Raw genomic sequence first — 21,498 nt, 5'->3', positions numbered from 1 at the left:
TGCATTTCAACTGTGGGAGCGGGCCAGCTCGCGAAGGCGTCCTGACAAGCGCCGAAAATCTCAATGCTTGTTCGCAATCTCCTCCAGATGATCCTCGATCTCCTGCGGCTTGAGCACCAGCACATCGCTTTCCACCGCATCGAGCACCACTTCCGCCGTATTGCCGATCAACGTTCCGGACAACCCGCTACGCGCCACGGTGCCGATCACCGTCACTGCCGCCTGCAGTTTGTGCACCATAAACGGAATCAATACGTCCGCCGGGCCTTCTGAAATGTGCAGGTGCTCATCGTCGATGTCGAATTCCGCCTGGAACGCCTTGCACTGTTCGCGATAGCGCGCCTCGATGGTTTCGCTCAGTTGCAGCGTGGCGTCCGCCGACGACAACATCGGAGAGGGGTGGGCGCTGATCACGTGCAGATGGGCTTTGGCCAGGCTGGCGATGTCATAGCCGTGATCGATGATGGTGTTGTGCAGATGGCGGTGTTCCGGGTCCACGTTGCCAACATCGATGGCCGCCAGGATCACTTTGTCCTTCCAGGAACCGGCGGTTTTCACCAGCAGGACCGGCGTCGGGCAGTGACGCAGCAGTTTCCAGTCTGCCGGGGTCAGCAGGGCCTTTTTCAGCGCGCTGTCGGGGAAATGCTGCTTGACTACCAGGCCACAGCCCTCCGCCTGCTGCACATCGACGATGGTTTCATGCAGGCTCTGATTCCAGGCCTGCTCGGTGGTGACGCTGTAACCGTCCTCCAATAGCGCGGCCTTGAGCACGCTCAACATGGCGCTGTGATCATGCTTGGGGTCGCACACCAGCAGGTGCAGGTGCGCCTGGGTCACGCCGGCAATCAGTTTGGCCCGTTTGAGCGCCAGGCTTTCCGAGTGTTCGGGTTCGATGACCACCAGAATGCTGCGTATGGCTTGCATGATCGGGATCTCCTGAAAATGAAAAAGCATGGCGTTGCACAACTATAGTTGCTGCCCTGACGCGTGGGTGTTGATACATATCAACGGTCGGCGACTGGTGGTCTGCCGGCAGGCCGGTATAATCGGCGCCCTTCGTTTTGAACCTATTATCCCGTGGGCCCCATGATCCTTCCCGAAATTCACGAGTTCCTTGGCTGTCGCACCCCCGACGGCTGGGTCCAGGCCGCGCTGGCCGATCAGGAAACCCTGCTGATCGACCACAAGAATTGCGAATTCAAGGCCGCCAGCACCGCGCTGAGCCTGATAGCTAAATATCACTCCCATGTCGACCTGATCAACATGATGTCGCGGCTGGCCCGGGAAGAGCTGGTACACCACGAACAAGTCATGCGCCTGATGAAAAAGCGCAAGATCGAGCTGCGCCAGCTGTCCGCAGGGCGTTACGCTTCGGGGCTGCGCAAAGTGGTGCGCAGTCACGAGCCGGTGAAACTGGTGGATACTCTGGTGGTGGGGGCCTTCATCGAAGCCCGCAGTTGCGAGCGTTTCGAGGCGCTGGTGCCGCATCTGGACGAAGAGCTGGGCAAGTTCTACTTTGGTTTGCTGAAAAGCGAGGCCCGGCACTTCCAGGGTTACCTGAAACTGGCTTACCAGTATGGGGACGCCAAGGACATTGCGCAGGTGATCGACAAGGTTCGTGCCGCCGAGCAAGCGTTGATTGAGTCGCCGGATGTGGAGTTTCGTTTTCACAGTGGCGTGCCGGCAGCGGCCTGATGCACTGAGAATGTAAAAAACTCTTAAAAGCATGAAACATCACTGAAAACCGGCCTTCATGGCCGGTTTTCGCTGCTTCTTGTCTCTGTCCCGGCAACGACCAGGTCAGATCCGCCCCGCGACTGATCAGCCCGTGTCGCGGTCGTCATCGTCTTTCTCCAGCGCATGCTCAAATTCCGCGCCGAGTATCAGCGGACCCATGTGATAGCTCCCGTCCAGTCCCAGCACTGGCCGCGACTTGATCGAACCCATGCCGTTGAGTTCGTCCGAACCTTTGTATCCAGTCTTGCGGTCCTTGCGCACATCGCTGGCACCGATGTACACGCCGAGGCCGAAATCATCCTCGTCAAAGGCCCAGCCCAGGCCCCGCTCGCTGTCAAGAAATATGCCATAAGGACTGACGATCTCACCGCCCACCAACGGGGTTACCACTCGCTCGTCACTGCCGCTGTAGCGCGGTGCGCTGGTGGCACCGGCACGCAGACTGTAGCGCCAGTCTTCGGCATGCAAGGCGGTGGAAGGCAGGAGCAGGCAGCAGGAAGTCAACGACAGACACAGCGGACGGAACATGGAGACACCCGAGGGAAATTTGGATGCCCCATGCTAGGTGGCTGGCGACGTGCAATCCTTGGCAGCTATGTCGCGAAACTGTCAGAGACTGTGAAAGTGCCTAGCGGCTCAAACCCAGGCGCTCATGCCATTGCGCGATGGATTCTTCGGGATAGTCATCGAACTGTTTATCGCCAGGTTTGACCTCGGTCTCGACCCAGGGGGCCTTTGAACCGAGCAACAAGTGCGTGTGTTCCGGCGGTACCGGCAGCGGTGTGTCGATGGCCGACGCAAATGGGTAGATAAACTCAGGCCATTCGGGGCTGAACAGCCACAAACCCGAACCGCAAACCGAGCAGAAATGCCGTTCGGCACTGCTGCGGTGGGCACGCTTTTCGCCTTCGCCCTTGAGCAGGGCGTGGTAAATCGCGAGGTTCTTGCGCCCGCGTACCTTCAGGCTGTTGGCATCACCGGCAATATTGATCGCAAAACCGCCACCGCCCTGGGTTTTGCGGCAGATCGAGCAATAGCAGCGTTGATAAGGGTAGGGGTGGGCGCTGTTCAGGCTGAACGACACTGCGCCGCAATGGCAGGAGCCTTCGAGATGCATGGTGGCCTCCGGTGGCTGAAGTGATGCGGTTTAGCCTAGAAGATAGGCGGCGAGAGTGCCGACGCCTTCGCGAGCAGGCTCGCCCCATAGTCGGAATGCAGTCCCCTGTAGGAGCGAGGCTTGCCCGCGAAGAACAATAACGCGGTCTATCGCGTAGGCACTCGCCACAAATACCAGGAAGCCACCGTCCGATACGGGCTCCATTCCAACCCGATCTCGATCATTTGCTTGCGCGTCGGCTGCACCTCCAGCCCCTTGAGCCGCCGATAACCCTCGCGCACGCCGAAGTCATCGGCCGGCAAAACGTCCGGTCGTTCCAGGCTGTAGATCAATAACATTTCCACCGTCCAGCGCCCCACGCCGCGCAGGGTGATCAGGCGCTCGATCAGTGCTTCATCATCCATCGCCAGCGCGGTGGCGTAATCCGGTACCACGCCGTCCAGCGTCGCCTGGGCGATGCCCTGGATGGTCGCGATCTTGCTGGCGGAAAACCCGCAACTGCGCAGTTGATCGAAATCCGTGGCGACGATCTGTTCAGGTCTGGGAAACGAAACCGGCGGGAACAACGCCAGCAGCCGCCCGACAATCGCATCGCCCGCCTTGGCGTGCAGTTGCTGGTAGGCAATCGCCCGGACCAGCGATTCATAAGGATCGCGTGCGGCATGGGGTTGATGCAGGCACGGGCCGACCAGGGCGATGTGCTGACGCCAGTCATCATCGAGAGACGATAAAAACTCAGTGGCTGGCTGGTAGCGGTCGCGCATGGGCTCAGGCTTTCCCGGACGGTTTCAACAGCGCGTTGATTTCGCCATAGGTCAACGCCTTGATGTCGTGGCTGTCGAGTTTGCCGTTCTGCAGAAAGCTTTTGGTCAGTGACGCCATGGCGCCGTAAAGAAACTCGGCGATGCCCGAGCCGGCGCTCAGGCGACGCACGCCGAGTCCTTGCAACGCTTCAGGCGACGGCAGACCGGGTAGCCCAAGCACATTCAACGGCAGTGGCGTGCCCTGGCACAGCGCTTTGATCTCATAGTCCGACGTGACACCCGCCGCGAACAAGCCGTTTGCACCGGCTGCGTGATACCGCGCGGCGCGCTGGAGGGTTTCTGCCACGCGATCTTCGGCGGGAACCAGGCCCCGCAGGTACACATCGGTGCGCGCGTTGATAAACAGATTCACATGACGCCGATCGGCGACCTCGCGGGCGGTTTCGATCTTGCGGGCGAGTAACTCGGGCGATGAGGCACCGTCCTCGATATTGATGCCCACGGCCCCGGCAGCGATCACCGCGTCTACCACATGGGCAACCCGAGCCAGGTCGTCGGAGTAACCGGCCTCGATGTCCACGGTCAACGGCACCGAGATCACCCGTGCAATGGATTCGACCGTCGATACCAATCGTTCAAGGGGCAGGGTGTTGCCATCCGGGTAACCATGGACCCAGGCCACCGCCGCGCTGCTGGTGGCCACCGCCTTGTTGCCCAGTTGCTCCACCAGCCGCGCCCCGGCGGCGTCGGCGACGTTGGTGAGGATCAGCAGACCGTCCTGATGCAGTTGATGAAATTGAGTGTCGAGCCTGTCCATCGAATTTCCTTCCTGATGAAAAACACGGGGGGATCAGAGTGCGAGTTGTTCGGTGAGCTGTATCGCAGCGTTTTCCAGCCTGAGCAGGAACGCCTTGCGCGGTTGGCCTCCAGCGTAGCCTGTCAGCGAACCGTCGGCACCGATCACGCGATGGCAGGGCACCACAATCGAGAGGCGGTTGTGACCGTTGGCCAGGCCCACTGCGCGACTGGCGCCGGGCTTGCCCAAGAGGCTGGCGATAGCACCGTAAGTCGTGGTCTGGCCGTAGGGGATTTTTGCCAGCTCGGCCCAGACCTGGCGGGAGAACTCGCTGCCGGGCATGTGCAGGGCAACGTTGAATTCGGTGCGACTGCCCGCAAAATACTCAGCCAGCTGTTCTTCGATGTGCTGCAAATGCGCGTTATGCCCCGGCGCCACGGCGTAACCGAACCGGTTTTGCAGGGCTTCGACTTCCCGGGTCAATGACGCCTGGTCGAGGAACTCCAGCAACACCAGCCCACGCCGTTCGGCCATGGCGATCATCGGCCCCAGAGGCGTGGTCAGCCGGGTGAACAGCAAGGGTTCGCTGTTGGCGGCGCGACCGGGGGTGATGTGGAAGGATTTCTGGAACGCATCGCGGAAACCGCTCAGGGATTCGTAGCCCGAATCGAATGCCGCGCTGTCGATGGAATCGCCCTGTTTGATGCCGCCCAATGCCATGCCCAGGCGCCGGGTGCGCAGCCAGGCATGAAAAGTCATGCCGAAATGCTGCTTGAACCAGCGCCGCAACTTCAGCGGCTCGATGCCTTCGGTCAGCAACTGGGCGTCGGTCCAGCGTTGCTCGGGGTCAGCGTCCACCGCTTTGAGCAGTTTCTGCACCCAGTCCGGGGCGACGGCCGCGGCATTCAACGGTTTGCAGCGCAGGCAGGCGCGGTAGCCGGCGGACAAACATTCATCGGCGTGGGCGAAGAACTCGACGTTCTCGGGCTTGGGCTTGCGCGCCGTACAGCTGGGACGGCAAAAGATCCCGGTGGTTTTCACCGCAGTGAAAAACACCCCTTCGTAGGCGGTGTCGCGCTCGAGCATGGCGCGAACCATCTCGGCGTGGGGCGGAAGCAGCGTGTGTTGTAGGTTCATGGACGCAGCATAGAACGGGGCAGGGGCAGCCTCCACCGGAAAATCGACAGGGAATTTTCACTGACTCACTATCAGACCAATGAGGGAGCGGGCTTGCTCCCACAGTGAATATCAGTGTTTCAGGTGCGCCGTGCCATCAGTAACACCGAGGCTGCGGCTGATAGAAGCCCCGCGCAGCCGCGGTTGAACATCCGCTTGCCCGACGGCTTGGCGAACCAGCGGCGCATGTGCAGGCCCATGTAGGCATAGGCGGCGATGGCGACCCATTCGAGCGCCAGGAACAGCGCGCCCAGCACCGCGAATTGCGGCGTGATGGCGCGGGTCGAGTCGACGAACTGCGGCAGGAACGCGGTGAAGATCAGGATCGCTTTCGGGTTGCCCGCCGCCACCAGGAACTCCTGCCGGGCCAGCGCCAGCATGCCCACGGGCGCACCGGTCACGGTGTTTTCCACCCCTGGGTCGGCACGCCACAGTTGCCAGGCGAGATAGAACAGGTACGCCGCCCCGAGAATCTTGATCCCATAGAACAACAACTCCGAGGTTTGCAGCACCACCGCCAGGCCCGCCGAGGCGAGGGCGATCATCCCGGCGAACGCCAGCAAGCGACCCAACCCGGCCACACAAGCGGTGCGGTAGCCGTAGCGGGTGGAGTTGCTGACCGACAGCAGGTTGTTCGGGCCTGGCGCCATGTTCAGGGCGAAGCAGGCCGGAAGGAAGAGTGTGAGGGTGGCGAGGTCCATGGGCGGGCTCCTTGTAACGGGAGCCCTGTTTTTATCACGAGAGGCGGTTGGACTGACCCGTACAGTCATGACGGCAAGCGCCATAGCAGTGGCTAACGGGCGAATTTTTTCGCCCCGGCCACGCACAGAATCACCGCCACGGTCACCCCGAGCATGCCGATGCTCACATGCTCGTGCAGCAAGGTCGCCGCCAGTGCCAGGCCAAAAAACGGTTGCAGCAATTGCAGTTGTCCGACGGCGGCGATTCCGCCCTGGGCCAGCCCGCGATACCAGAACACAAAACCGATCAGCATGCTGAACAGCGACACGTAGGCCAGGCTGAACCAGGCGGGTGTGCTGATGCCGTTGAACGAAACCGGCAGCCGCCACCAGGTTAGTGCCGCCATGACCGGCAACGCCAGCACCAGCGCCCAGGAAATAACCTGCCAGCCGCCAAGCGTGCGGGATAGCTTGGCCCCTTCGGCATACCCCAGGCCACAGGCCAGGATTGCCAACAGCATCAGGATGTCGCCCTGGGGTGAGGCGGTCAGGCCTTGGGCCACGGCGAAACCGACCACCAGCAGACTGCCCAGCACCGAGAAGATCCAGAACACCGGGCGGGGGCGTTCACCACCACGCAAAACACCGAATACTGCGGTCGCGAGCGGCAGCAGGCCAACGAACACAATGGAATGAGCGGAGGTCACGTACTGCAGCGCCAGCGCGGTCAGCAGCGGAAACCCCACCACCACGCCCAGGGCGACGATGGCCAGGGGCACCAGTTGATGGCGTGCGGGACGTTTTTCCTTGAACGCCAGAAGCAGGCACAGGGCCAGAATCGCGGCGATCGTCGCGCGGGCCACCGTGAGGAATACCGGGTCGAACTCCAGCACCGCCACCCGTGTTGCCGGCAGTGAGCCGCTGAAAATCACCACACCGATCAGGCCATTGATCCAGCCGTTCGCATTGCTGTCCAGCGCCCGGTTTTGCAGGTTCGACGTCCGTTCCATTTCGCTCACACTCATTGTTGGGTTGCATGAAACCCATCCTATGGCTGACTATCGATACAATCAAAAAATTGTCATGGATACATCTCGACATGCCGCGCTCCCGCTACAAGTCTCTCGTAGATGCTTTTGCCGCCGACATCCGTTCAGGGCGTTTGCCGCCCGGCACACGCCTGCCGACGCATCGGCAACTGGCCACCAAGCATGGCCTGGCGCTGGTCACCGCCAGCCGGGTGTACGCCGAGCTTGAAAGCATGGGCCTGATCAGCGGCGAAACCGGACGCGGGACCTTTGTCAGGGAGACAGCGTTGCCACCTGGCCAGGGCATTTCGCAGTCCGTGGTGGCGGCGGGGATGATTGACCTCAACTTCAACTACCCGTCGTTGCCCGGTCAGGCGGATCTGTTGCGCACGGCCTTGCGCCAGCTCGCGCTGTCCGGCGACCTTGAAGCCCTGCTGCGTTACCAGCCCCACGCGGGGCGAATGCATGAGCGGGCCTCGGTCGCGCGCCACCTTGCCGATCGCGGCCTGAACGTGCCGGCCGAGCAGGTGTTGATCGTCAGTGGTGCGCAGCATGGCCTGGCGGTGGTGATGATGACGCTGCTCAAGCCCGGCGATGTCATCGCCGCCGATGCCTTGACCTATCCGGGGTTCAAGACGCTGGCCGAAACGCTGCACCTTGAAGTCTTGCCGATTCCGGTCACCGACAAGGGGCCGGATTTGCCGGCCCTGGAAAAGCTCTGCCGCAGTCGACCGGTGCGGGCCATCTATTCGATGCCAACCTTGCATAACCCGCTGGGCTGGGTGATGGACGCCGATCAGCGCGAGCGCTTGGTGGCGATGGCGCGCCAGCATGACCTGACGATCATCGAGGACGCGGCCTACGCGTTCCTGGCGGAAAACGCGCCGCCACCCCTGGCTGAAATGGCACCGGAAAGAACGGTCTACGTGTCCGGTTTATCGAAGAATGTCGCCACCGGCCTGCGTGTCGGTTTCGTGGCCGCGCCCGCGCAATGGATCGCGGGATTCGAACGCACGATCATGGCAACCACCTGGAACACCCCCGGTGTGATGACGGCCATTGCCACGGCCTGGCTCGACGACGGCACCGTGACCAGGCTGGAGGGGCAAAAGCGTGCGGACGCACGAGCCCGGCAAGCCTTGGCGCAGGAGGTGCTGGCGGGACTCAGGACCATCAGCCATCCCTCTTCGTACTTCATCTGGCTGCCATTGGCCGAAGACGCCCGGGCCGACCAGATCGCCATGGCGTTGATGCGCGAGCAGGTGTCGGTGTCGCCTGCCGAACCCTTTGCGATAACCCCCCATGTGCCGCACGCGATTCGCTTGGCGCTGGGCTCGGTGGACATGGACTCGCTGCGCGAGGCCTTGGTGAAAGTGAAACGGGTGGTGGGTTATTACGCGTAGTGGTCTCGCAGGGCAGTTTTCTTCAATACGCACGCCAAGGTGCTCATTACCTTGAGGCCTGGTTCAACTGACAGGAAGAAGGTGTGCGATGAGTCTGATGATGTCCATGGCGGCGTTTGCGTTGGCCGCTTCGATAACGCCGGGGCCGGTAAATATCGTGGCGTTGAGTTCGGGGGCGCGCTTCGGCTTTCGCGCCAGTCAGCGGCATGTGGCGGGGGCGACACTGGGCTTTGTGTTGCTGCTGGTGCTGATGGGGCTGGGGTTGCATGAGTTGTTGCTGCTGTGGCCGGCCATGACTCAGGTGGTGCAGTGGGCCGGCGTGGCGTTCCTGTTGTACATGGCGTTCAAGCTGGCGGCCGACAACGGGCAACTTGAGGCGAAAGAGGCGGGCCGTGCGCCGTCGATGCTGTACGGGGCCGTCATGCAATGGCTCAACCCGAAAGCCTGGCTGGCCTGCGTGGCCGGCATGGGCGCGTTTGTCGCCGATGGCGAGGCGCGGTTGGTGTGGCAGTTCGCGGCGGTGTACCTGGTGATCTGCTACCTGTCGGTCGGCTGCTGGGCGTATGCCGGGACGTTTTTGCGCGGCTACCTGAACAACCCGGCGGGGATGCGTTGGTTCAATCGGGTGATGGCGCTGATGTTGGCGGTGAGTGCGGTGTATCTGTTACTGCCGAGTGACTGATATCGAGGAGAACCTGTGACGAGGGGGGCACAGGATCACCCCCGATACTGCCCCGGCGTCGCCGCCAGATGCTGCTTGAACGCCCGTTGAAAATGCGCCTGATCGGCAAATCCCGCTTCCAGCGCGACGTCGGCGATCAGTTTGCCGTTGCGCAGTTGATCCCGGGCGAACTGGATGCGCCGGTTGACCAGGAAGGCGTGAGGCGTCATACCGTAATGCTGCTTGAAGGCGCGGATCAGGTAGGACGGCGACAATTGTGCCGCTTCGCAAATGTCTTCGAGCTTGAGCATTTGCGTGCAGTGTTCACGGATGAATTGGGCGGCGCGTTCCAGCTTGAAGTTGGGCTCGCGCAACGGCTGATCGACCGGGTTCAGCCTTAGCTGTACCTCGGTGAAAAACTCCACCGCCGCACTGTGTTTATGCAAAACGTCCTGCTGTGGATCGACCAACACCTCATACAAATCCTTCAAACCCTCAAACAGGTCGACATCCGGCGTATGGGTGACGCTGAAGCGGCGAAACGCCAGGTCGTCGCTGAAGCCGAGCTGATGCTGCAAGTCGGTGAGCCACGGGGTATCGACATACAGCATCAGGTAGGACCAGGGCTGGTCGTTGATGGGATTGCAGGCGTGAACATCACCAGGGTTCATCAGCACCACGGTGCCGGTACTGACCTCGAATCGTGATTGCTCGTGGACATAGGTACTGCGTCCAGCGGTGATCGCACCGATGGAAAAATGCTCGTGGGAATGCCGCGTGTAACAGACCTCGCGCCCATCGGCGATGGAGCGTGCCTCGATGAAGGGCAGGGCATCATCGCGCCAGAAGCGCGGAGCCTTGTCCGGGTCCTTGGGCCTGGGCTTGGAGAGCGTCATGGTCAGTCCTCGGCAGATCAGCCCCGGAGTGTATTAGCTCTCGCCATCAAAGGCTCGTCGCAGCTCGGCGATATTCAATTTTTTCATCTGCATCATCGCCGCCATGGCGCGCTGGGATTTGGTTGTGTCAGGGTCTTTAAGCATCTCCATCATCGCCACCGGCACGATCTGCCACGACACGCCGAATTTGTCCTTGAGCCAGCCGCACTGCTGCGCCTCCACCGGCCCGCCAGCGGACAGCCTGCCCCAGAAGTGATCGACTTCTTCCTGGGTCTGGCAATTGACCTGAAACGAGATCGCCTCATTGAACTTGAAGTTCGGGCCACCGTTAAGGCCGGTGAAAGTCTGCCCGTCGAGTTCGAAACTGACCGTCAGCACCGAGCCTTCCTCGTGACCATGGATTTCCTGGCCGGCCTTGCCGTAGTGAGTGATGGCGGTGATTTTTGCGTGATCGAAGATCGCACAGTAGAACTTCGCAGCCTCTTCGGCCTGACCGTCGAACCAGAGGCAGGGTGTGAGTTTTTGAACATGTAGCATGGCGGGTCTCCCTGGCAGGTTTTTGCATGCTGGATTATCAGCGTAGCCAGCTCGTGCTTGTCTGGTTGTGCCGTAGATCGACAAGTGCGCCAGCAGAGCGCTGTGAAAATAGTCAATTTGACTGTCTATTGAGTCATACAGACTATTTTTGTCGTGAGTCGTTATGACACCTTTGTTCTCAAGCGCCTGATTCATAAGGGGTAAAAGTCTGGCACGAGACTTGATACTTCAAACGTACAACTGAACTGCTACAGGAGTACGGAAAATGTTCCATTTCTTCAGCAAGCCTCAGAATGTTCTGCACCTTTCCAGCCGTGTACTCGGTGTTGGCCTGGCCATGCTGCTGGCGGGGATCTACGGCGCGTACCTTTATGCCGGTCACCTGTCGATCCTGGCGCAGGTGTCATTGCACGCCATGACCATTGTCGGCCCGACCTTGCTGAAAATCGGTTACGTCATGCGCCTGCTGGCCCAGCACCGGTTGAGCAAACCACTGACCGGGGCGCTGGCCTGATGCGCAAACTGCTCGCGGCACCGGTCTTCAGCCTCGGTTTTCGTCCATTCTTTTTGATGGGAGCCGCGTTCGCCGCCCTGTCGGTGGCGATCTGGGCCTTGTGGTTGTACGGCCGCTTGCCCGGCGCGCAACCGGTGGGTGGCATGCTTGCCTGGCATCGACACGAAATGCCGTTCGGGTTCGCCGTGGCGATCATCGGCGGGTTCCTGTTGACGGCGGTGCCTAACTGGACCGGTCGACCGGGGCTCAAGGGCTGGCCGTTGATCGGGCTGGTGCTGGTCTGGCTGCTGGCGCGGCTGGCCTGGTGGATGCCGATTCCTCCTGCGTTTGTGCTTCTGCTGCAGTTGCCTTTTCTGCCACTGCTGGCCAGTGCATTGGGCCGCGACCTGATAGCGGCCGGCAAGCGTGAAAACTATCCGATTCTGCTGATGGTCATGCTGCTGGCCGGTTGTCAGGCCATGACGCTGTGGGGGATGTCGATTGATGACGCAGGCCTGCAGCGGCGTGGTGTACTGGCCGCCCTGTGGCTGGTGGGCGCAATGATGAGCGTGATCGGCGGGCGCGTAATCCCGTTCTTCATCCAGCGCGGCTTGAATCGCCCGGCACAGCCTGCAATCAGTCCATGGCCGACCCGGATTCTGTTACTGGGTAGTTTGCTTGTGGCGTTGACCTTCGCCCTCGGTTTGCATGACGTCCCCAGACTCTGGCTGGCGGCGTTGTTTGTGCTGATGGGTGCTTTGCACCTGATGCGCCTGTGGCGTTGGCATGATCGGGGCATGTGGCGCGTGCCGCTGTTGTGGTCGCTGTACCTGTCCTACGTCTGGCTGGTGGTGGCGGTGTTCGCGATGGCGCTGTGGCATGTCGGCCTGATGCCGCAACAGAGCCTGGCGACCCATTCGCTGGCGGTGGGTGGAGTGGGTGGATTGATTCTGGCCATGATTGCCCGGGTCAGCCTGGGTCACACCGGGCGGCCGTTGCAGCCGTCGAAAGCGATTGTCCTGGGGTTTGCCCTGGTGCTGGTGGCGGGTCTGTCACGGGTGTTGCTGGTGCCTTTTTCCGGGTTGGGATTGGGATTGTCGGCGCTGCTTTGGTGTATGGCGTTCGGGCTGTTTCTGTTGCGCTACACCGGTATTTTGTTCAAGCCGAGGGTTTAACCCTTATCTGACAAAGCCGCCCATCAAGGCGGCTTTTTTGTGACCGGTGGTCGATACACCACGGCCAGCGAAGCAAATTGGACTTAGCTGTAGGGATAACCAAGGCGCGCGTAGGTTTTTCATTGCCACAGCGACGCCCCCTTCAGAACACCGTGAGTCTGAGGAGCTTCGCAATGCTGACCCTCAATATCAATGGCAAGGACCAGGAACTGGATGTCCCCGCGGACATGCCTTTGCTCTGGGTCCTGCGCGATGTCGCGCACCTCACCGGGACCAAGTTCGGCTGCGGCATGGCCCAGTGTGGCGCCTGCACCGTACACATCGACGGCACGCCATTACGTTCCTGCATCACGCCGGCTACTGCCGTGGCCCATGGGCAGAAAATCCTCACCATCGAAGGCTTGTCGACTGACGGTTCACACCCGGTGCAGCAAGCCTGGGCTGAACTCGATGTGGTGCAGTGCGGTTACTGCCAGTCCGGGCAAATCATGTCGGCCGCGGCGTTGCTGGCGAAGATCCCGCAACCGACCGACAGCGATATCGATCAGGCGCTGTCGGGCAACATCTGCCGTTGCGGCACCTATCCAAGAATTCGTGCTGCGGTCAAACGCGCCGCTGAGTTGGGTTGAGGTGGCCATGGACAGCATTCATCCGCTCTCGCGACGTAGTTTTCTCAAAGGCAGTGCCGTGCTGGGCGGCGGGCTGGTGGTGGCGTTTGTCATCCCCGGTGGCCATCGCTTTGCCGTGGGGGCCGAGAACCAGGGCAACGCGTTCGCCCCCAATGCCTTCCTGCGCATCGGCAATGACAACAGCGTCACCGTGCTGCTCGGTCATTCGGAAATGGGCCAGGGCATCTGGACCGGCCTGACCATGTTGATCGCCGAAGAACTGGACGCCGACTGGTCAAAAATCCGCGTCGAGCATTCCCCGGCCTCCGCCAAGGACTATGGCCTGGCGGGTTTTGGAGGCATGCAGATCACCGGCGGCTCGACCTCGACCTGGATGGAGTTCGACCGCTACCGCCAGGCCGGCGCGGCGGCGCGGTTGATGTTGATCGAGGCGGCGGCCAAGCGCTTCAACGTCGCACCTTCCGACATTCGTACCGAATCGGGTGTAGTGATTGCCGGCGACCAGCGCGCCACCTATGGTGAACTGGCCGACGACGCCGGCAAGTTGCCGGTGCCGGACCCTGCGACCATCAAATTCAAGGAGGCCAAGGACTGGAGAATCATTGGCAAACCCACGAAACGCCTGGACACGCCAGAGAAGATCACCGGGCGCGCCAGGTTCGGCATGGACGTGCAGTTCGAAGGCCTGATGACCGCGATGGTCGCCCGTCCGCCGGTATTCGGCGGCAGCGTCAAATCCTTTGAAGGCGCCGAGGCGCTGGCGATTCCTGGCGTGCACAAAGTGGTGCAGGTGCCGACGGGCGTGGCGGTGATTGCCGATCACTATTGGGCGGCGAAACTGGGGCGTGATGCGCTGCACGTCGAATGGGAACTGGGGCCGAACGCCGGGCTCGACAGTCAGAAATTGCTGGAAGACTTTCGCAAACTCGCCGCCACCCCCGGCCTTCCGGCCAGCCAGGCCGGCGATACCAAGGCTGCATTGGCCAAAGCGGCCAAGACCCTCGACGTCGAGTACAGCGTGCCGTATCTGGCCCACGCGCCTATGGAACCGCTCAATTGCACGGTGAAAATCACCCAGGACAAATGCGAGATCTGGACCGGTACGCAGTTCCAGACCCTGGACCAGATGATTGCCGGGAAAATCACCGGGCTCAAGCCTGAGCAAGTGGAGATCCATACCGAGTTCCTGGGTGGCGGTTTCGGCCGCCGGGCCAATCCGACGTCGGATTTTGTCGCCGAAGCGGTGCAGGTCGCCAAGGCCGCGGGCGCACCGGTGAAAACCGTGTGGGCGCGGGAGGATGACATCCGTGGCGGCTATTACCGCTCGGCATTCCTGCATCAGGCGCGTGTCGGCCTGGGTGCCGACGGCCTGCCAATGGCGTGGAAACATGTGCTGGTCGGGCAGTCGATCATGGCCGGTACCTCGCTCGAAGCGGCCATGGTCAAGAACGGCATCGACAAGACCTCGGTCGAGGGCGTGGCCGATAGCCCGTATCTCGAAGGACTGGCCGACCATCAGGTTGACCTGCATTCGCCGAAAACCGGCATCAGCGTGCTGTGGCTGCGTTCAGTGGGGCATACCCACACCGGTTTCGTCATGGAATCGCTGATCGATGAATTGGCCGCGGCGGCGGGCAAGGACCCGGTGGAGTACCGACGGACCTTGCTCAAGAACCATCCACGGCACCTGGGTGTGTTGAACCTGGCGGTAGAGAAAGCCAACTGGAAAGCGCCACTGCCGGACGGCCATGCCCTGGGCGTGGCGGTGCATGAATCGTTCGGCAGTTACGTGGCCCAGGTCGCCGAGGTGTCCCAGGAGAACCTGGCGATTCGCGTACATCGGGTGGTGTGCGCGGTGGACTGCGGGATTGCGGTCAACCCGCAGAGTATCGCGGCGCAAATGGAGTCGTGCATCGCTTTTGGCCTGAGTTTCACCTTACACAGCAAACTGACGATCAAGGACGGCAAGGTGGTGCAGTCCAACTACCACGATTATCAGGTGCTGCGGCTCAACGAGATGCCGGTGGTGCAAGTGCATATCCTGCCCAGCAGCGAAAAACCCGGAGGCATCGGCGAGGCCGGTGTACCACCCACGGCGCCGGCGGTGGCCAACGCGGTGTTCGCCCTGACCGGGCAACGCCTGCGGGAGCTGCCGCTGCAACTGTCGGGGGTGTGAGATGAGACGGCATCATTGGGTGCTTGGGGCGCTGATACTGGTAGGCCTTTTTGTCTATGCAACCGAGCTGTTCGCCGAAGATAAAGAGGCCGCGAAGGCCTTCGACACGGTACAGAAAGTATTCCAGAGTCCCCGGTGCCAGAACTGCCACATTCCCGGCGATTCGCCGTTGCAGTTCGATGCGGGAACGCCCCACGCGATGAACGTCGTGCGGGGTATGGGCGGCAAGGGGGCGGCGGGCTTGCCCTGTGCCAGTTGTCATGCCGAAGCCAATCCACCGGCCAGCTACGGCCCGAAAGCGCCACCCGGTGCACCGCATTGGAGCTTGCCGCCGACGGCGCAAAAAATGGCCTGGATCGGCCTGCCGCCCGACCAGCTGTGCAGCATGATCAAGGACCGTACGCGCAACGGCGACCGTGATTTCGCGGCGCTGATCAAGCATGTCCGTGAAGACAAACTGGTGCTTTGGGGCTGGAATCCGGGCGGTGATCGCGCGCCGGTGCCGGTGCCGCACGATGTTTTTGTCACGCAGTTCAAGCGCTGGGCGGACGCCGGCGGGCCGTGTCCGGTAGTGGGTAGCTGACCAACGGCGAGTCGACAGGGAGTCAAACCCGGTATCGAGGGCTCTAAAGAACATACCCACCCATGGAGTATGTGATGCTGATTTCAGGCAAACCGCACAAAACAGGTGTACGTGCAGGGACGCCACAGCAGGAGCGTGAGCTACTGCGCGATCTCGCCCGCAAGGCGGAGCAAGAGCTGATCGGGGTGCAGATGGCGAGCATGGATGAGTTGACGCTGCTGCCCAACCGGCACGGTTTCCTGGCGCTGGCCCAACTGGGGCTGGACGCCTGCGGGCAACTGGGCCGACCGGCGACGTTGCTGTTCTTCAATCTCGATGAATTCAAACGCATTAACTACCTGTTTGGTCGCACTGAAGGTGACAACGCGCTGAAAACCTTTGCCGATGTCCTGCGCATCGGTTTTCGTGAAAGCGAAGTGATCGGGCGGCTGGATGGAGCCACCTTCGTTGCCTTGCTCACCGGCTCTGGCAGTGTGGACATCGCGGCGATCAAGGCGCGGCTCGAGGAAATGCTCGATGAACGCATTGCCACGGCGCATCGCGGGTATGAGATTCGTTTCAGTATCGGGCAGATCGAGCATGACCCGACGGTTCATGGAACGGCTGAAGAGCTGTTGGTTGAGGCTGAAAAAATGTTGGGCCGGTAGCCGTGTGGTGCGATGAGGCCCTGGCAGGCGAGACATCTCTTCACTTGGCAAACAACTGCCCAATATCCTTGAACGCCTTGAACTCCAGCGCGTTCCCGCACGGATCGAACAGAAACATCGTCGCCTGTTCCCCCACCAATCCCTGAAAACGAATCCCCGGCTCGATCACGAAGCGCGTCTGCAGTGCCTTCAGCCGCTCGGCCAGTGCCTCCCATTGCGCCATCCCCAGCACCACGCCGAAATGCGGCACCGGCACGTCATGACCGTCGACGGCGTTGGTATGGGCAGCTTCCTGCGAGGCGTTTTTCGGCGCCAGGTGGATGACCAGTTGATGGCCGAAAAAGTTGAAATCGACCCAATGATCGCTCGAACGACCTTCTTCGAGACCAAATACGCTGCCATAGAAGTGCCGCGCAGCAGCCAGGTCATACACGGGAATGGCCAGGTGAAAAGGGGACAGTTGCATCAGGCTTGCCTCGCTTGCATGGGGAGTTCAGGCAGAGTTTAGTCCTGTGCTTTTCGATTGAAAGACGATAGTTTTTGCATCGAGCTCAAATTATTTCGATCAATCGGTGGCTGCCATGCTTCGAGAACTGAAAACCTTTATCGCCGTGGCGCGCCATGGCACGTTCGCCGCAGCAGGCATGCACATCGGCCTGACGCAATCGGCGGTCAGCGCGCAGATTCGCAATCTGGAACAAGCCCTCGGCATTCGTCTGTTCGATCGCACCGGGCGTCAGGCGCTGCTCAATGCGGCGGGACAGCGCGCGTTGCCGATGGCCAGGGAGATGTTGGAAATCTTCAATCGCATGGCGGTCAGTGATGACGTCAGCGAGTACCGTGGCGAATTGAAGATCGGCGCCGTGGCCACGGTGCAAACCGGATTGCTGCCCCAGGCATTGTTGCGATTGCGCCAGCAGGCGCCGCGCCTGGAGCCGAAACTGGTGCCGGGCGTTTCCCTGAATCTGTTGAGTCAGGTGGACACGGGTGAGGTGGACCTGGCGATCCTGATCAAGCCGCCGTTCGAACTGCCCAAGGAACTGTCGGCGCAAGTGATCCGCCGCGAACCGTTCGTGCTGATCGCGCCGATGGACCTTGAAGGCGATGACGCGCTCAAGCTGCTCGCCGAACATCCCCATGTGCGCTACGACCGCAACTCGTTCGGCGGGCGCCTGGTGACGCGATTTCTGCGGGAACGGCAGATCGACGTGCAGGTCGCACTGGAACTGGATGAGCTGGAAGCCATTGTGAAAATGGTCGAATGCGGGTTGGGGATTTCGCTGTTGCCGGAGGCGGGACTTTGGCTGGAGCATGGGGCGAAGGTCAGGGTGATTCGCTTGGGTGAGTTGACCTTTTACCGCGAGATAGTCCTGTTGCAGCGCTACAGCCAGCGCATGCAACCGATCCAGCAGTTGTTCGCGAAATGCCTGAACACCGAATAACCCTGTGGGAGCGAGCAAGCCCGCTCCCACATTGGATTGCATCAGGGTTGAAAATGCAGGCACAAAAAACCCGCCAAAACAGGCGGGTTTTTTAATGGCTAACCGAAAATCACTCTTCGATGTTGCCCATGGCCGTGGTGTTGAAGCCACCGTCCACGTACATGATTTCGCCGCTGATGCCGGACGCCAGGTCCGAGCACAGGAACGCACCGGCGTTACCCACTTCTTCGATGGTGACGTTGCGACGCAGCGGGGTTTGTGCTTCGTTGGCGGCCAGCATCTTGCGGAAGTTCTTGATGCCGGAAGCGGCGAGGGTGCGGATCGGGCCAGCCGATACGCAGTTGACGCGAGTACCGTCCGGGCCCAGGGAGCCGGCCAGGTAACGAACGCCCGCTTCCAGGGAAGCCTTGGCCATGCCCATTACGTTGTAGTTCGGCATGGTGCGCTCGGCGCCCAGGTACGACAGGGTCAACAGGCTGCCGTTGCGGCCTTTCATCATTTCGCGACCGGCCTTGGCCAGGGCCACGAAACTGTAGGCGCTGATGTCGTGGGCGATGCGGAAACCGTCACGGGTGGTGGCTTCGGTGAAGTCGCCGTCCAGTTGGTCGCCCGGGGCGAAGCCCACGGAGTGCACGATGCAGTCCAGGCCGTCCCACTTCTTGCTCAGTTCTTCGAAGACCTTGGCGATTTCTTCATCGCTGGCCACGTCGCACGGGAAGCACAGCTCAGGGCTCGAACCCCAGCCTTGTGCGAACTCTTCGACACGACCCTTGAGTTTGTCGTTCTGATAAGTGAAGGCAAGCTCAGCGCCCTCGCGATGCATGGCGGCAGCGATGCCGGATGCGATGGACAGCTTGCTGGCGACACCGACGATCAGTACGCGCTTACCGGCGAGAAAACCCATGTGTTGCTCCTCTCTTTCAGGTTATTGCGCAGTGTCTGGAACCAGGAAGGCGGCTTCCAGCAACTGCTGTGTATACGGATGTTGGGGGTCGGCAAAAATACTTTGCGCGTCTCCCTGTTCGACCACTTGGCCATGCTTGACCACCATCAGCTGGTGGCTCAGCGCCTTGACGACAGCCAGGTCATGGCTGATAAACAGATACGTCAGGTTGTACTTGGTTTGCAGTGAACGCAGCAGCTCCACCACTTGGCGTTGCACGGTGCGGTCGAGGGCCGAAGTCGGCTCGTCCAGCAGAATCAACGCCGGTTTTAGCACTAATGCCCGGGCAATGGCGATTCTCTGCCGTTGCCCACCGGAAAATTCATGGGGGTAGCGGTGCCGGGTATCCGGGTCCAGACCTACCTCCTTAAGTGCCGCAATAATCGCTTGTTCCTGTTCCGCCTCGGTGCCGATCTTGTGGATCCGCAAGCCTTCGCCAACGATCTGGCTCACGCACATCCGTGGGCTCAGGCTGCCGAACGGGTCCTGAAACACCACCTGCATCTCCCGCCGCAGCGGCCTGACTTGTTGCTGTGTCAGGCAGTCTAGCTGCTTGCCTTCAAAACGGATGGCGCCTTGGCTGCCGATCAACCGCAGAATCGCCAGGCCCAGCGTCGATTTGCCGGAACCGCTTTCGCCCACGATGCCCAGGGTCTGTCCCTGGGGCAGGCTGAAATTGATGCCGTCCACCGCCTTGACGTAATCCACCGTGCGCTTGAGCAGGCCTTTCTTGATCGGGAACCAGACTTTCAGGTCCTCGACCGCCAGCAAGGGCGGGCCGATCACGTTGGTCGCCGGCGTCCCGCTGGGCTCCGCAGCCAACAGGATCCGAGTGTACGGATGCTGCGGCGCGCGGAACAACTCTTCGCACGATGCCTGTTCGACGATGCAACCGCGCTGCATGACACATACGCGATGCGCAATTCTTCGCACAAGGTTCAAATCGTGACTGATCAGTAACAGCGCCATACCCAGGCGTGCCTGTAATTCCTTGAGCAATTCGAGGATTTTCAGCTGAACGGTCACGTCCAGCGCGGTGGTCGGCTCATCGGCGATCAGCAATTCCGGCTCGTTGGCCAGGGCCATAGCGATCATCACCCGCTGGCGCTGACCGCCGGACAATTCGTGGGGAAGGGCCTTGAGGCGCTTCTCAGGCTCCGGAATGCCGACCATTTCCAGCAGTTCGAGGGTGCGCTTGGTCGCCACTTTGCCGACCAGGCCTTTGTGGATGCCCAGCACCTCGTTGATCTGCTTCTCGATCGAGTGCAGCGGATTGAGCGAGGTCATCGGCTCCTGGAAGATCATCGCGATCCGGTTACCACGGATGTGGCGGATGGTTTTTTCTTTCAGGTCCAGCAGGTTTTGCCCGGAATACTTGATGTTGCCCGATGGATGACGGGCGAGTGGGTAGGGCAGCAGGCGCAGGATCGAGTGGGCGGTCACCGATTTGCCGGAACCGCTTTCGCCCACCAGCGCCAAGGTTTCGCCACGCTTGATATCGAAGCTGACATTCTCTACAACGCGCTGGCAGTGCTCGCCAACGACGAATTCGACGGCGAGGTCGCGCACTTCGATCAGATTGTCCTGATTCATTTCACTTCCTCGGGTCGAAGGCATCGCGAGCGGACTCGCCGATGAACACCAGCAGGCTCAACATCAGTGCCAGCACGGCAAACGCGCTCATGCCCAGCCACGGCGCCTGCAGGTTGGATTTACCCTGGGCCACCAGCTCACCCAGTGACGGGCTGCCCGCCGGCAAGCCGAAGCCGAGGAAATCCAGGGCGGTCAGGGTGCCGATGGCGCCGGTCAGGATGAACGGCATGAAGGTCATGGTCGAGACCATCGCGTTGGGCAGAATGTGGCGGAACATGATCGCGCCATTCTGCATGCCCAGCGCCCGGGCCGCACGCACGTATTCCAGGTTGCGCCCGCGCAGGAACTCGGCGCGGACCACGTCCACCAGGCTCATCCAGGAAAACAGCAGCATGATCCCCAGCAGCCACCAGAAGTTCGGCTGCACGAAGCTGGCGAGGATGATCAGCAGGTACAGCACCGGCAGCCCGGACCAGATCTCCAGGAAGCGCTGTCCGGCCAGGTCGACCCAGCCGCCGTAGAAACCCTGCAAGGCACCGGCAATCACACCGACAATCGAACTGAGGATGGTCAGCGTCAGGGCGAACAGCACCGACACGCGGAAGCCGTAGATCACCCGGGCCAGCACGTCGCGGCCCTGGTCATCGGTGCCCAGCAGATTGTCTGCCGACGGTGGCGCGGGAGCCGGGACTTTCAGGTCGTAGTTGATGCTCTGGTAGCTGAACGGAATCGGCGCCCACAGCACCCAGGCATCCTTGGCCTTGAGCAGTTCGCGGATGTACGGGCTCTTGTAGTTGGCTTCCAGCGGGAACTCGCCGCCGAAGGTGGTTTCCGGGTAACGCTTGAGCGCCGGGAAATACCAGCCATCGTCGTAGTGGACCACCAGCGGTTTGTCGTTGGCGATCAACTCGGCGCCGAGGCTGGCGCCGAACAGGATCAGGAACAGCCACAGCGACCACCAGCCGCGCTTGTTGGCCTTGAACAGTTCGAAGCGGCGGCGATTGAGAGGGGACAGGTTCATC

At 61.2% G+C, this 21,498-nt stretch carries 23 protein-coding genes and 1 pseudogene; 10 read left to right on the top strand and 14 right to left on the bottom strand.

The genetic code is table 11. The annotated features are described in order from the left end of the window. Window positions 1-60: 60 nt before the first annotated feature. Window positions 61-924 (bottom strand): universal stress protein, encoded by an 864-nt coding sequence (locus FFS64_RS12285; protein ID WP_137805599.1) that lies wholly within the window; start codon window positions 922-924, stop codon window positions 61-63. Between the two features lie 162 nt (window positions 925-1,086). Here FFS64_RS12285 and FFS64_RS12280 point away from each other — a divergent pair, with 162 nt between their 5' ends. Beyond that, window positions 1,087-1,695 (top strand): tRNA-(ms[2]io[6]A)-hydroxylase, encoded by a 609-nt coding sequence (locus tag FFS64_RS12280; protein ID WP_137805598.1) that lies wholly within the window; start codon window positions 1,087-1,089, stop codon window positions 1,693-1,695. 129 nt (window positions 1,696-1,824) lie between these two features. On the opposite strand, the pseudogene FFS64_RS12275 reads toward FFS64_RS12280, so the two are convergent. The 7 genes and pseudogenes from FFS64_RS12275 to FFS64_RS12245 form a co-directional block, all read right to left on the bottom strand. Further along, a pseudogene (locus tag FFS64_RS12275) lies at window positions 1,825-2,265 on the bottom strand (MipA/OmpV family protein); the annotation flags it as partial. A 100-nt stretch (window positions 2,266-2,365) separates the two neighbouring features. Then, complete coding sequence (locus FFS64_RS12270) at window positions 2,366-2,854, bottom strand: GFA family protein (RefSeq protein WP_137805597.1); 489 nt, start codon at window positions 2,852-2,854, stop codon at window positions 2,366-2,368. A 146-nt stretch (window positions 2,855-3,000) separates the two neighbouring features. Then, the gene (locus tag FFS64_RS12265) at window positions 3,001-3,618 is read right to left on the bottom strand and encodes a DNA-3-methyladenine glycosylase (RefSeq protein WP_137805596.1); all 618 of its coding nucleotides are present in this window, start codon (window positions 3,616-3,618) and stop codon (window positions 3,001-3,003) included. A 4-nt stretch (window positions 3,619-3,622) separates the two neighbouring features. Beyond that, on the bottom strand, window positions 3,623-4,435 hold the full coding sequence (locus FFS64_RS12260; RefSeq protein ID WP_137805595.1) for an isocitrate lyase/phosphoenolpyruvate mutase family protein: 813 nt from the start codon (window positions 4,433-4,435) through the stop codon (window positions 3,623-3,625). 33 nt (window positions 4,436-4,468) lie between these two features. Then, the gene (locus tag FFS64_RS12255) at window positions 4,469-5,551 is read right to left on the bottom strand and encodes a bifunctional transcriptional activator/DNA repair enzyme AdaA (protein WP_137805594.1); all 1,083 of its coding nucleotides are present in this window, start codon (window positions 5,549-5,551) and stop codon (window positions 4,469-4,471) included. Between the two features lie 119 nt (window positions 5,552-5,670). Next, on the bottom strand, window positions 5,671-6,291 hold the full coding sequence (locus tag FFS64_RS12250) for a LysE family translocator (protein WP_137805593.1): 621 nt from the start codon (window positions 6,289-6,291) through the stop codon (window positions 5,671-5,673). A 92-nt stretch (window positions 6,292-6,383) separates the two neighbouring features. Beyond that, window positions 6,384-7,280 (bottom strand): DMT family transporter, encoded by an 897-nt coding sequence (locus tag FFS64_RS12245; RefSeq protein ID WP_137805592.1) that lies wholly within the window; start codon window positions 7,278-7,280, stop codon window positions 6,384-6,386. A gap of 89 nt (window positions 7,281-7,369) precedes the next feature. Between FFS64_RS12245 and FFS64_RS12240 the strand changes: the two genes are divergently transcribed. Next, entirely contained in the window at window positions 7,370-8,701 is a 1,332-nt protein-coding gene (locus tag FFS64_RS12240) for a PLP-dependent aminotransferase family protein (protein WP_137805591.1), read from the top strand. Window positions 8,702-8,789: 88 nt separating this feature from the next. Beyond that, complete coding sequence (locus tag FFS64_RS12235; RefSeq protein ID WP_137805590.1) at window positions 8,790-9,383, top strand: LysE family translocator; 594 nt, start codon at window positions 8,790-8,792, stop codon at window positions 9,381-9,383. Window positions 9,384-9,418: 35 nt separating this feature from the next. Here the strand turns inward: FFS64_RS12235 and FFS64_RS12230 are convergent, their stop codons facing one another. Together FFS64_RS12230 and FFS64_RS12225 are read right to left on the bottom strand one after the other, a co-directional pair. Further along, window positions 9,419-10,258, bottom strand: a complete 840-nt coding sequence (locus tag FFS64_RS12230; protein ID WP_137805589.1) for an AraC family transcriptional regulator — start codon at window positions 10,256-10,258, stop codon at window positions 9,419-9,421. Window positions 10,259-10,291: 33 nt separating this feature from the next. After that, window positions 10,292-10,795, bottom strand: coding sequence for a VOC family protein (locus tag FFS64_RS12225; RefSeq protein WP_137805588.1), 504 nt, complete (start codon window positions 10,793-10,795; stop codon window positions 10,292-10,294). A 265-nt stretch (window positions 10,796-11,060) separates the two neighbouring features. Between FFS64_RS12225 and FFS64_RS12220 the strand changes: the two genes are divergently transcribed. The 6 genes from FFS64_RS12220 to FFS64_RS12195 all read left to right on the top strand — a co-directional run bounded on the left by FFS64_RS12220 (window position 11,061) and on the right by FFS64_RS12195 (window position 16,498). Continuing rightward, window positions 11,061-11,309, top strand: a complete 249-nt coding sequence (locus tag FFS64_RS12220) for a transmembrane sensor/regulator PpyR (RefSeq protein ID WP_137805587.1) — start codon at window positions 11,061-11,063, stop codon at window positions 11,307-11,309. Then, window positions 11,309-12,463, top strand: coding sequence for an NnrS family protein (locus FFS64_RS12215; RefSeq protein ID WP_137805586.1), 1,155 nt, complete (start codon window positions 11,309-11,311; stop codon window positions 12,461-12,463). Before FFS64_RS12220 ends, FFS64_RS12215 begins: the two co-directional genes overlap by 1 nt. Window positions 12,464-12,636: 173 nt before the next feature. Beyond that, a complete protein-coding gene (locus FFS64_RS12210) occupies window positions 12,637-13,092 on the top strand; it encodes a (2Fe-2S)-binding protein (RefSeq protein WP_137805585.1) in 456 nt (151 codons plus the stop codon). Between the two features lie 7 nt (window positions 13,093-13,099). Beyond that, window positions 13,100-15,268, top strand: a complete 2,169-nt coding sequence (locus FFS64_RS12205; protein WP_137805584.1) for a xanthine dehydrogenase family protein molybdopterin-binding subunit — start codon at window positions 13,100-13,102, stop codon at window positions 15,266-15,268. A 1-nt stretch (window position 15,269) separates the two neighbouring features. Continuing rightward, the gene (locus FFS64_RS12200) at window positions 15,270-15,851 is read left to right on the top strand and encodes a hypothetical protein (protein ID WP_137805583.1); all 582 of its coding nucleotides are present in this window, start codon (window positions 15,270-15,272) and stop codon (window positions 15,849-15,851) included. Between the two features lie 74 nt (window positions 15,852-15,925). Beyond that, window positions 15,926-16,498 carry a GGDEF domain-containing protein gene (locus FFS64_RS12195; protein WP_137805582.1) on the top strand — a complete coding sequence of 191 codons (573 nt, stop codon included), beginning with the start codon at window positions 15,926-15,928 and terminating at the stop codon, window positions 16,496-16,498. A 40-nt stretch (window positions 16,499-16,538) separates the two neighbouring features. Here FFS64_RS12195 and FFS64_RS12190 read toward each other — a convergent pair whose 3' ends face one another. Next, window positions 16,539-16,964: a VOC family protein gene (locus FFS64_RS12190; protein WP_095194954.1), complete on the bottom strand. Its 426-nt coding sequence runs from the start codon at window positions 16,962-16,964 to the stop codon at window positions 16,539-16,541. A gap of 115 nt (window positions 16,965-17,079) precedes the next feature. Here FFS64_RS12190 and FFS64_RS12185 point away from each other — a divergent pair, with 115 nt between their 5' ends. Further along, window positions 17,080-17,940, top strand: coding sequence for a LysR family transcriptional regulator (locus FFS64_RS12185; protein WP_137805581.1), 861 nt, complete (start codon window positions 17,080-17,082; stop codon window positions 17,938-17,940). A 109-nt stretch (window positions 17,941-18,049) separates the two neighbouring features. On the opposite strand, the gene fabI is transcribed toward FFS64_RS12185, so the two are convergent. The 3 genes from fabI to FFS64_RS12170 are packed head-to-tail and all read right to left on the bottom strand — an operon-like array spanning window position 18,050 to window position 21,497. After that, window positions 18,050-18,844, bottom strand: a complete 795-nt coding sequence (fabI, locus tag FFS64_RS12180) for an enoyl-ACP reductase FabI (RefSeq protein ID WP_007956947.1) — start codon at window positions 18,842-18,844, stop codon at window positions 18,050-18,052. Window positions 18,845-18,865: 21 nt separating this feature from the next. After that, the gene (locus FFS64_RS12175; protein WP_137805580.1) at window positions 18,866-20,476 is read right to left on the bottom strand and encodes an ABC transporter ATP-binding protein; all 1,611 of its coding nucleotides are present in this window, start codon (window positions 20,474-20,476) and stop codon (window positions 18,866-18,868) included. A gap of 1 nt (window position 20,477) precedes the next feature. Next, window positions 20,478-21,497, bottom strand: coding sequence for an ABC transporter permease (locus tag FFS64_RS12170; RefSeq protein ID WP_095194951.1), 1,020 nt, complete (start codon window positions 21,495-21,497; stop codon window positions 20,478-20,480). Between the last annotated feature and the right edge of the window lies 1 nt (window position 21,498).

This window comes from Pseudomonas sp. G(2018) (genome assembly GCF_005502415.1).
Taxonomy (GTDB): domain Bacteria; phylum Pseudomonadota; class Gammaproteobacteria; order Pseudomonadales; family Pseudomonadaceae; genus Aquipseudomonas.
The sequence above is the reverse complement of the archived record's forward strand: the minus strand, read 5'-3'. Positions and strand labels throughout refer to the sequence as shown.

Excerpts from the sequence above, each read along its gene's own strand:
- FFS64_RS12285 (WP_137805599.1), bottom strand. The coding sequence starts at position 924 with ATGCAAGCCATACGCAGCATTCTGGTGGTCATCGAACCCGAACACTCG.
- FFS64_RS12280 (WP_137805598.1), top strand. The coding sequence starts at position 1,087 with ATGATCCTTCCCGAAATTCACGAGTTCCTTGGCTGTCGCACCCCCGAC.
- FFS64_RS12270 (WP_137805597.1), bottom strand. The coding sequence starts at position 2,854 with ATGCATCTCGAAGGCTCCTGCCATTGCGGCGCAGTGTCGTTCAGCCTG.
- FFS64_RS12265 (WP_137805596.1), bottom strand. The coding sequence starts at position 3,618 with ATGCGCGACCGCTACCAGCCAGCCACTGAGTTTTTATCGTCTCTCGAT.
- FFS64_RS12260 (WP_137805595.1), bottom strand. The coding sequence starts at position 4,435 with ATGGACAGGCTCGACACTCAATTTCATCAACTGCATCAGGACGGTCTG.
- FFS64_RS12255 (WP_137805594.1), bottom strand. The coding sequence starts at position 5,551 with ATGAACCTACAACACACGCTGCTTCCGCCCCACGCCGAGATGGTTCGC.
- FFS64_RS12250 (WP_137805593.1), bottom strand. The coding sequence starts at position 6,291 with ATGGACCTCGCCACCCTCACACTCTTCCTTCCGGCCTGCTTCGCCCTG.
- FFS64_RS12245 (WP_137805592.1), bottom strand. The coding sequence starts at position 7,280 with ATGGAACGGACGTCGAACCTGCAAAACCGGGCGCTGGACAGCAATGCG.
- FFS64_RS12240 (WP_137805591.1), top strand. The coding sequence starts at position 7,370 with ATGCCGCGCTCCCGCTACAAGTCTCTCGTAGATGCTTTTGCCGCCGAC.
- FFS64_RS12235 (WP_137805590.1), top strand. The coding sequence starts at position 8,790 with ATGAGTCTGATGATGTCCATGGCGGCGTTTGCGTTGGCCGCTTCGATA.
- FFS64_RS12230 (WP_137805589.1), bottom strand. The coding sequence starts at position 10,258 with ATGACGCTCTCCAAGCCCAGGCCCAAGGACCCGGACAAGGCTCCGCGC.
- FFS64_RS12225 (WP_137805588.1), bottom strand. The coding sequence starts at position 10,795 with ATGCTACATGTTCAAAAACTCACACCCTGCCTCTGGTTCGACGGTCAG.
- FFS64_RS12220 (WP_137805587.1), top strand. The coding sequence starts at position 11,061 with ATGTTCCATTTCTTCAGCAAGCCTCAGAATGTTCTGCACCTTTCCAGC.
- FFS64_RS12215 (WP_137805586.1), top strand. The coding sequence starts at position 11,309 with ATGCGCAAACTGCTCGCGGCACCGGTCTTCAGCCTCGGTTTTCGTCCA.
- FFS64_RS12210 (WP_137805585.1), top strand. The coding sequence starts at position 12,637 with ATGCTGACCCTCAATATCAATGGCAAGGACCAGGAACTGGATGTCCCC.
- FFS64_RS12205 (WP_137805584.1), top strand. The coding sequence starts at position 13,100 with ATGGACAGCATTCATCCGCTCTCGCGACGTAGTTTTCTCAAAGGCAGT.
- FFS64_RS12200 (WP_137805583.1), top strand. The coding sequence starts at position 15,270 with ATGAGACGGCATCATTGGGTGCTTGGGGCGCTGATACTGGTAGGCCTT.
- FFS64_RS12195 (WP_137805582.1), top strand. The coding sequence starts at position 15,926 with ATGCTGATTTCAGGCAAACCGCACAAAACAGGTGTACGTGCAGGGACG.
- FFS64_RS12190 (WP_095194954.1), bottom strand. The coding sequence starts at position 16,964 with ATGCAACTGTCCCCTTTTCACCTGGCCATTCCCGTGTATGACCTGGCT.
- FFS64_RS12185 (WP_137805581.1), top strand. The coding sequence starts at position 17,080 with ATGCTTCGAGAACTGAAAACCTTTATCGCCGTGGCGCGCCATGGCACG.
- fabI (WP_007956947.1), bottom strand. The coding sequence starts at position 18,844 with ATGGGTTTTCTCGCCGGTAAGCGCGTACTGATCGTCGGTGTCGCCAGC.
- FFS64_RS12175 (WP_137805580.1), bottom strand. The coding sequence starts at position 20,476 with ATGAATCAGGACAATCTGATCGAAGTGCGCGACCTCGCCGTCGAATTC.
- FFS64_RS12170 (WP_095194951.1), bottom strand. The coding sequence starts at position 21,497 with ATGAACCTGTCCCCTCTCAATCGCCGCCGCTTCGAACTGTTCAAGGCC.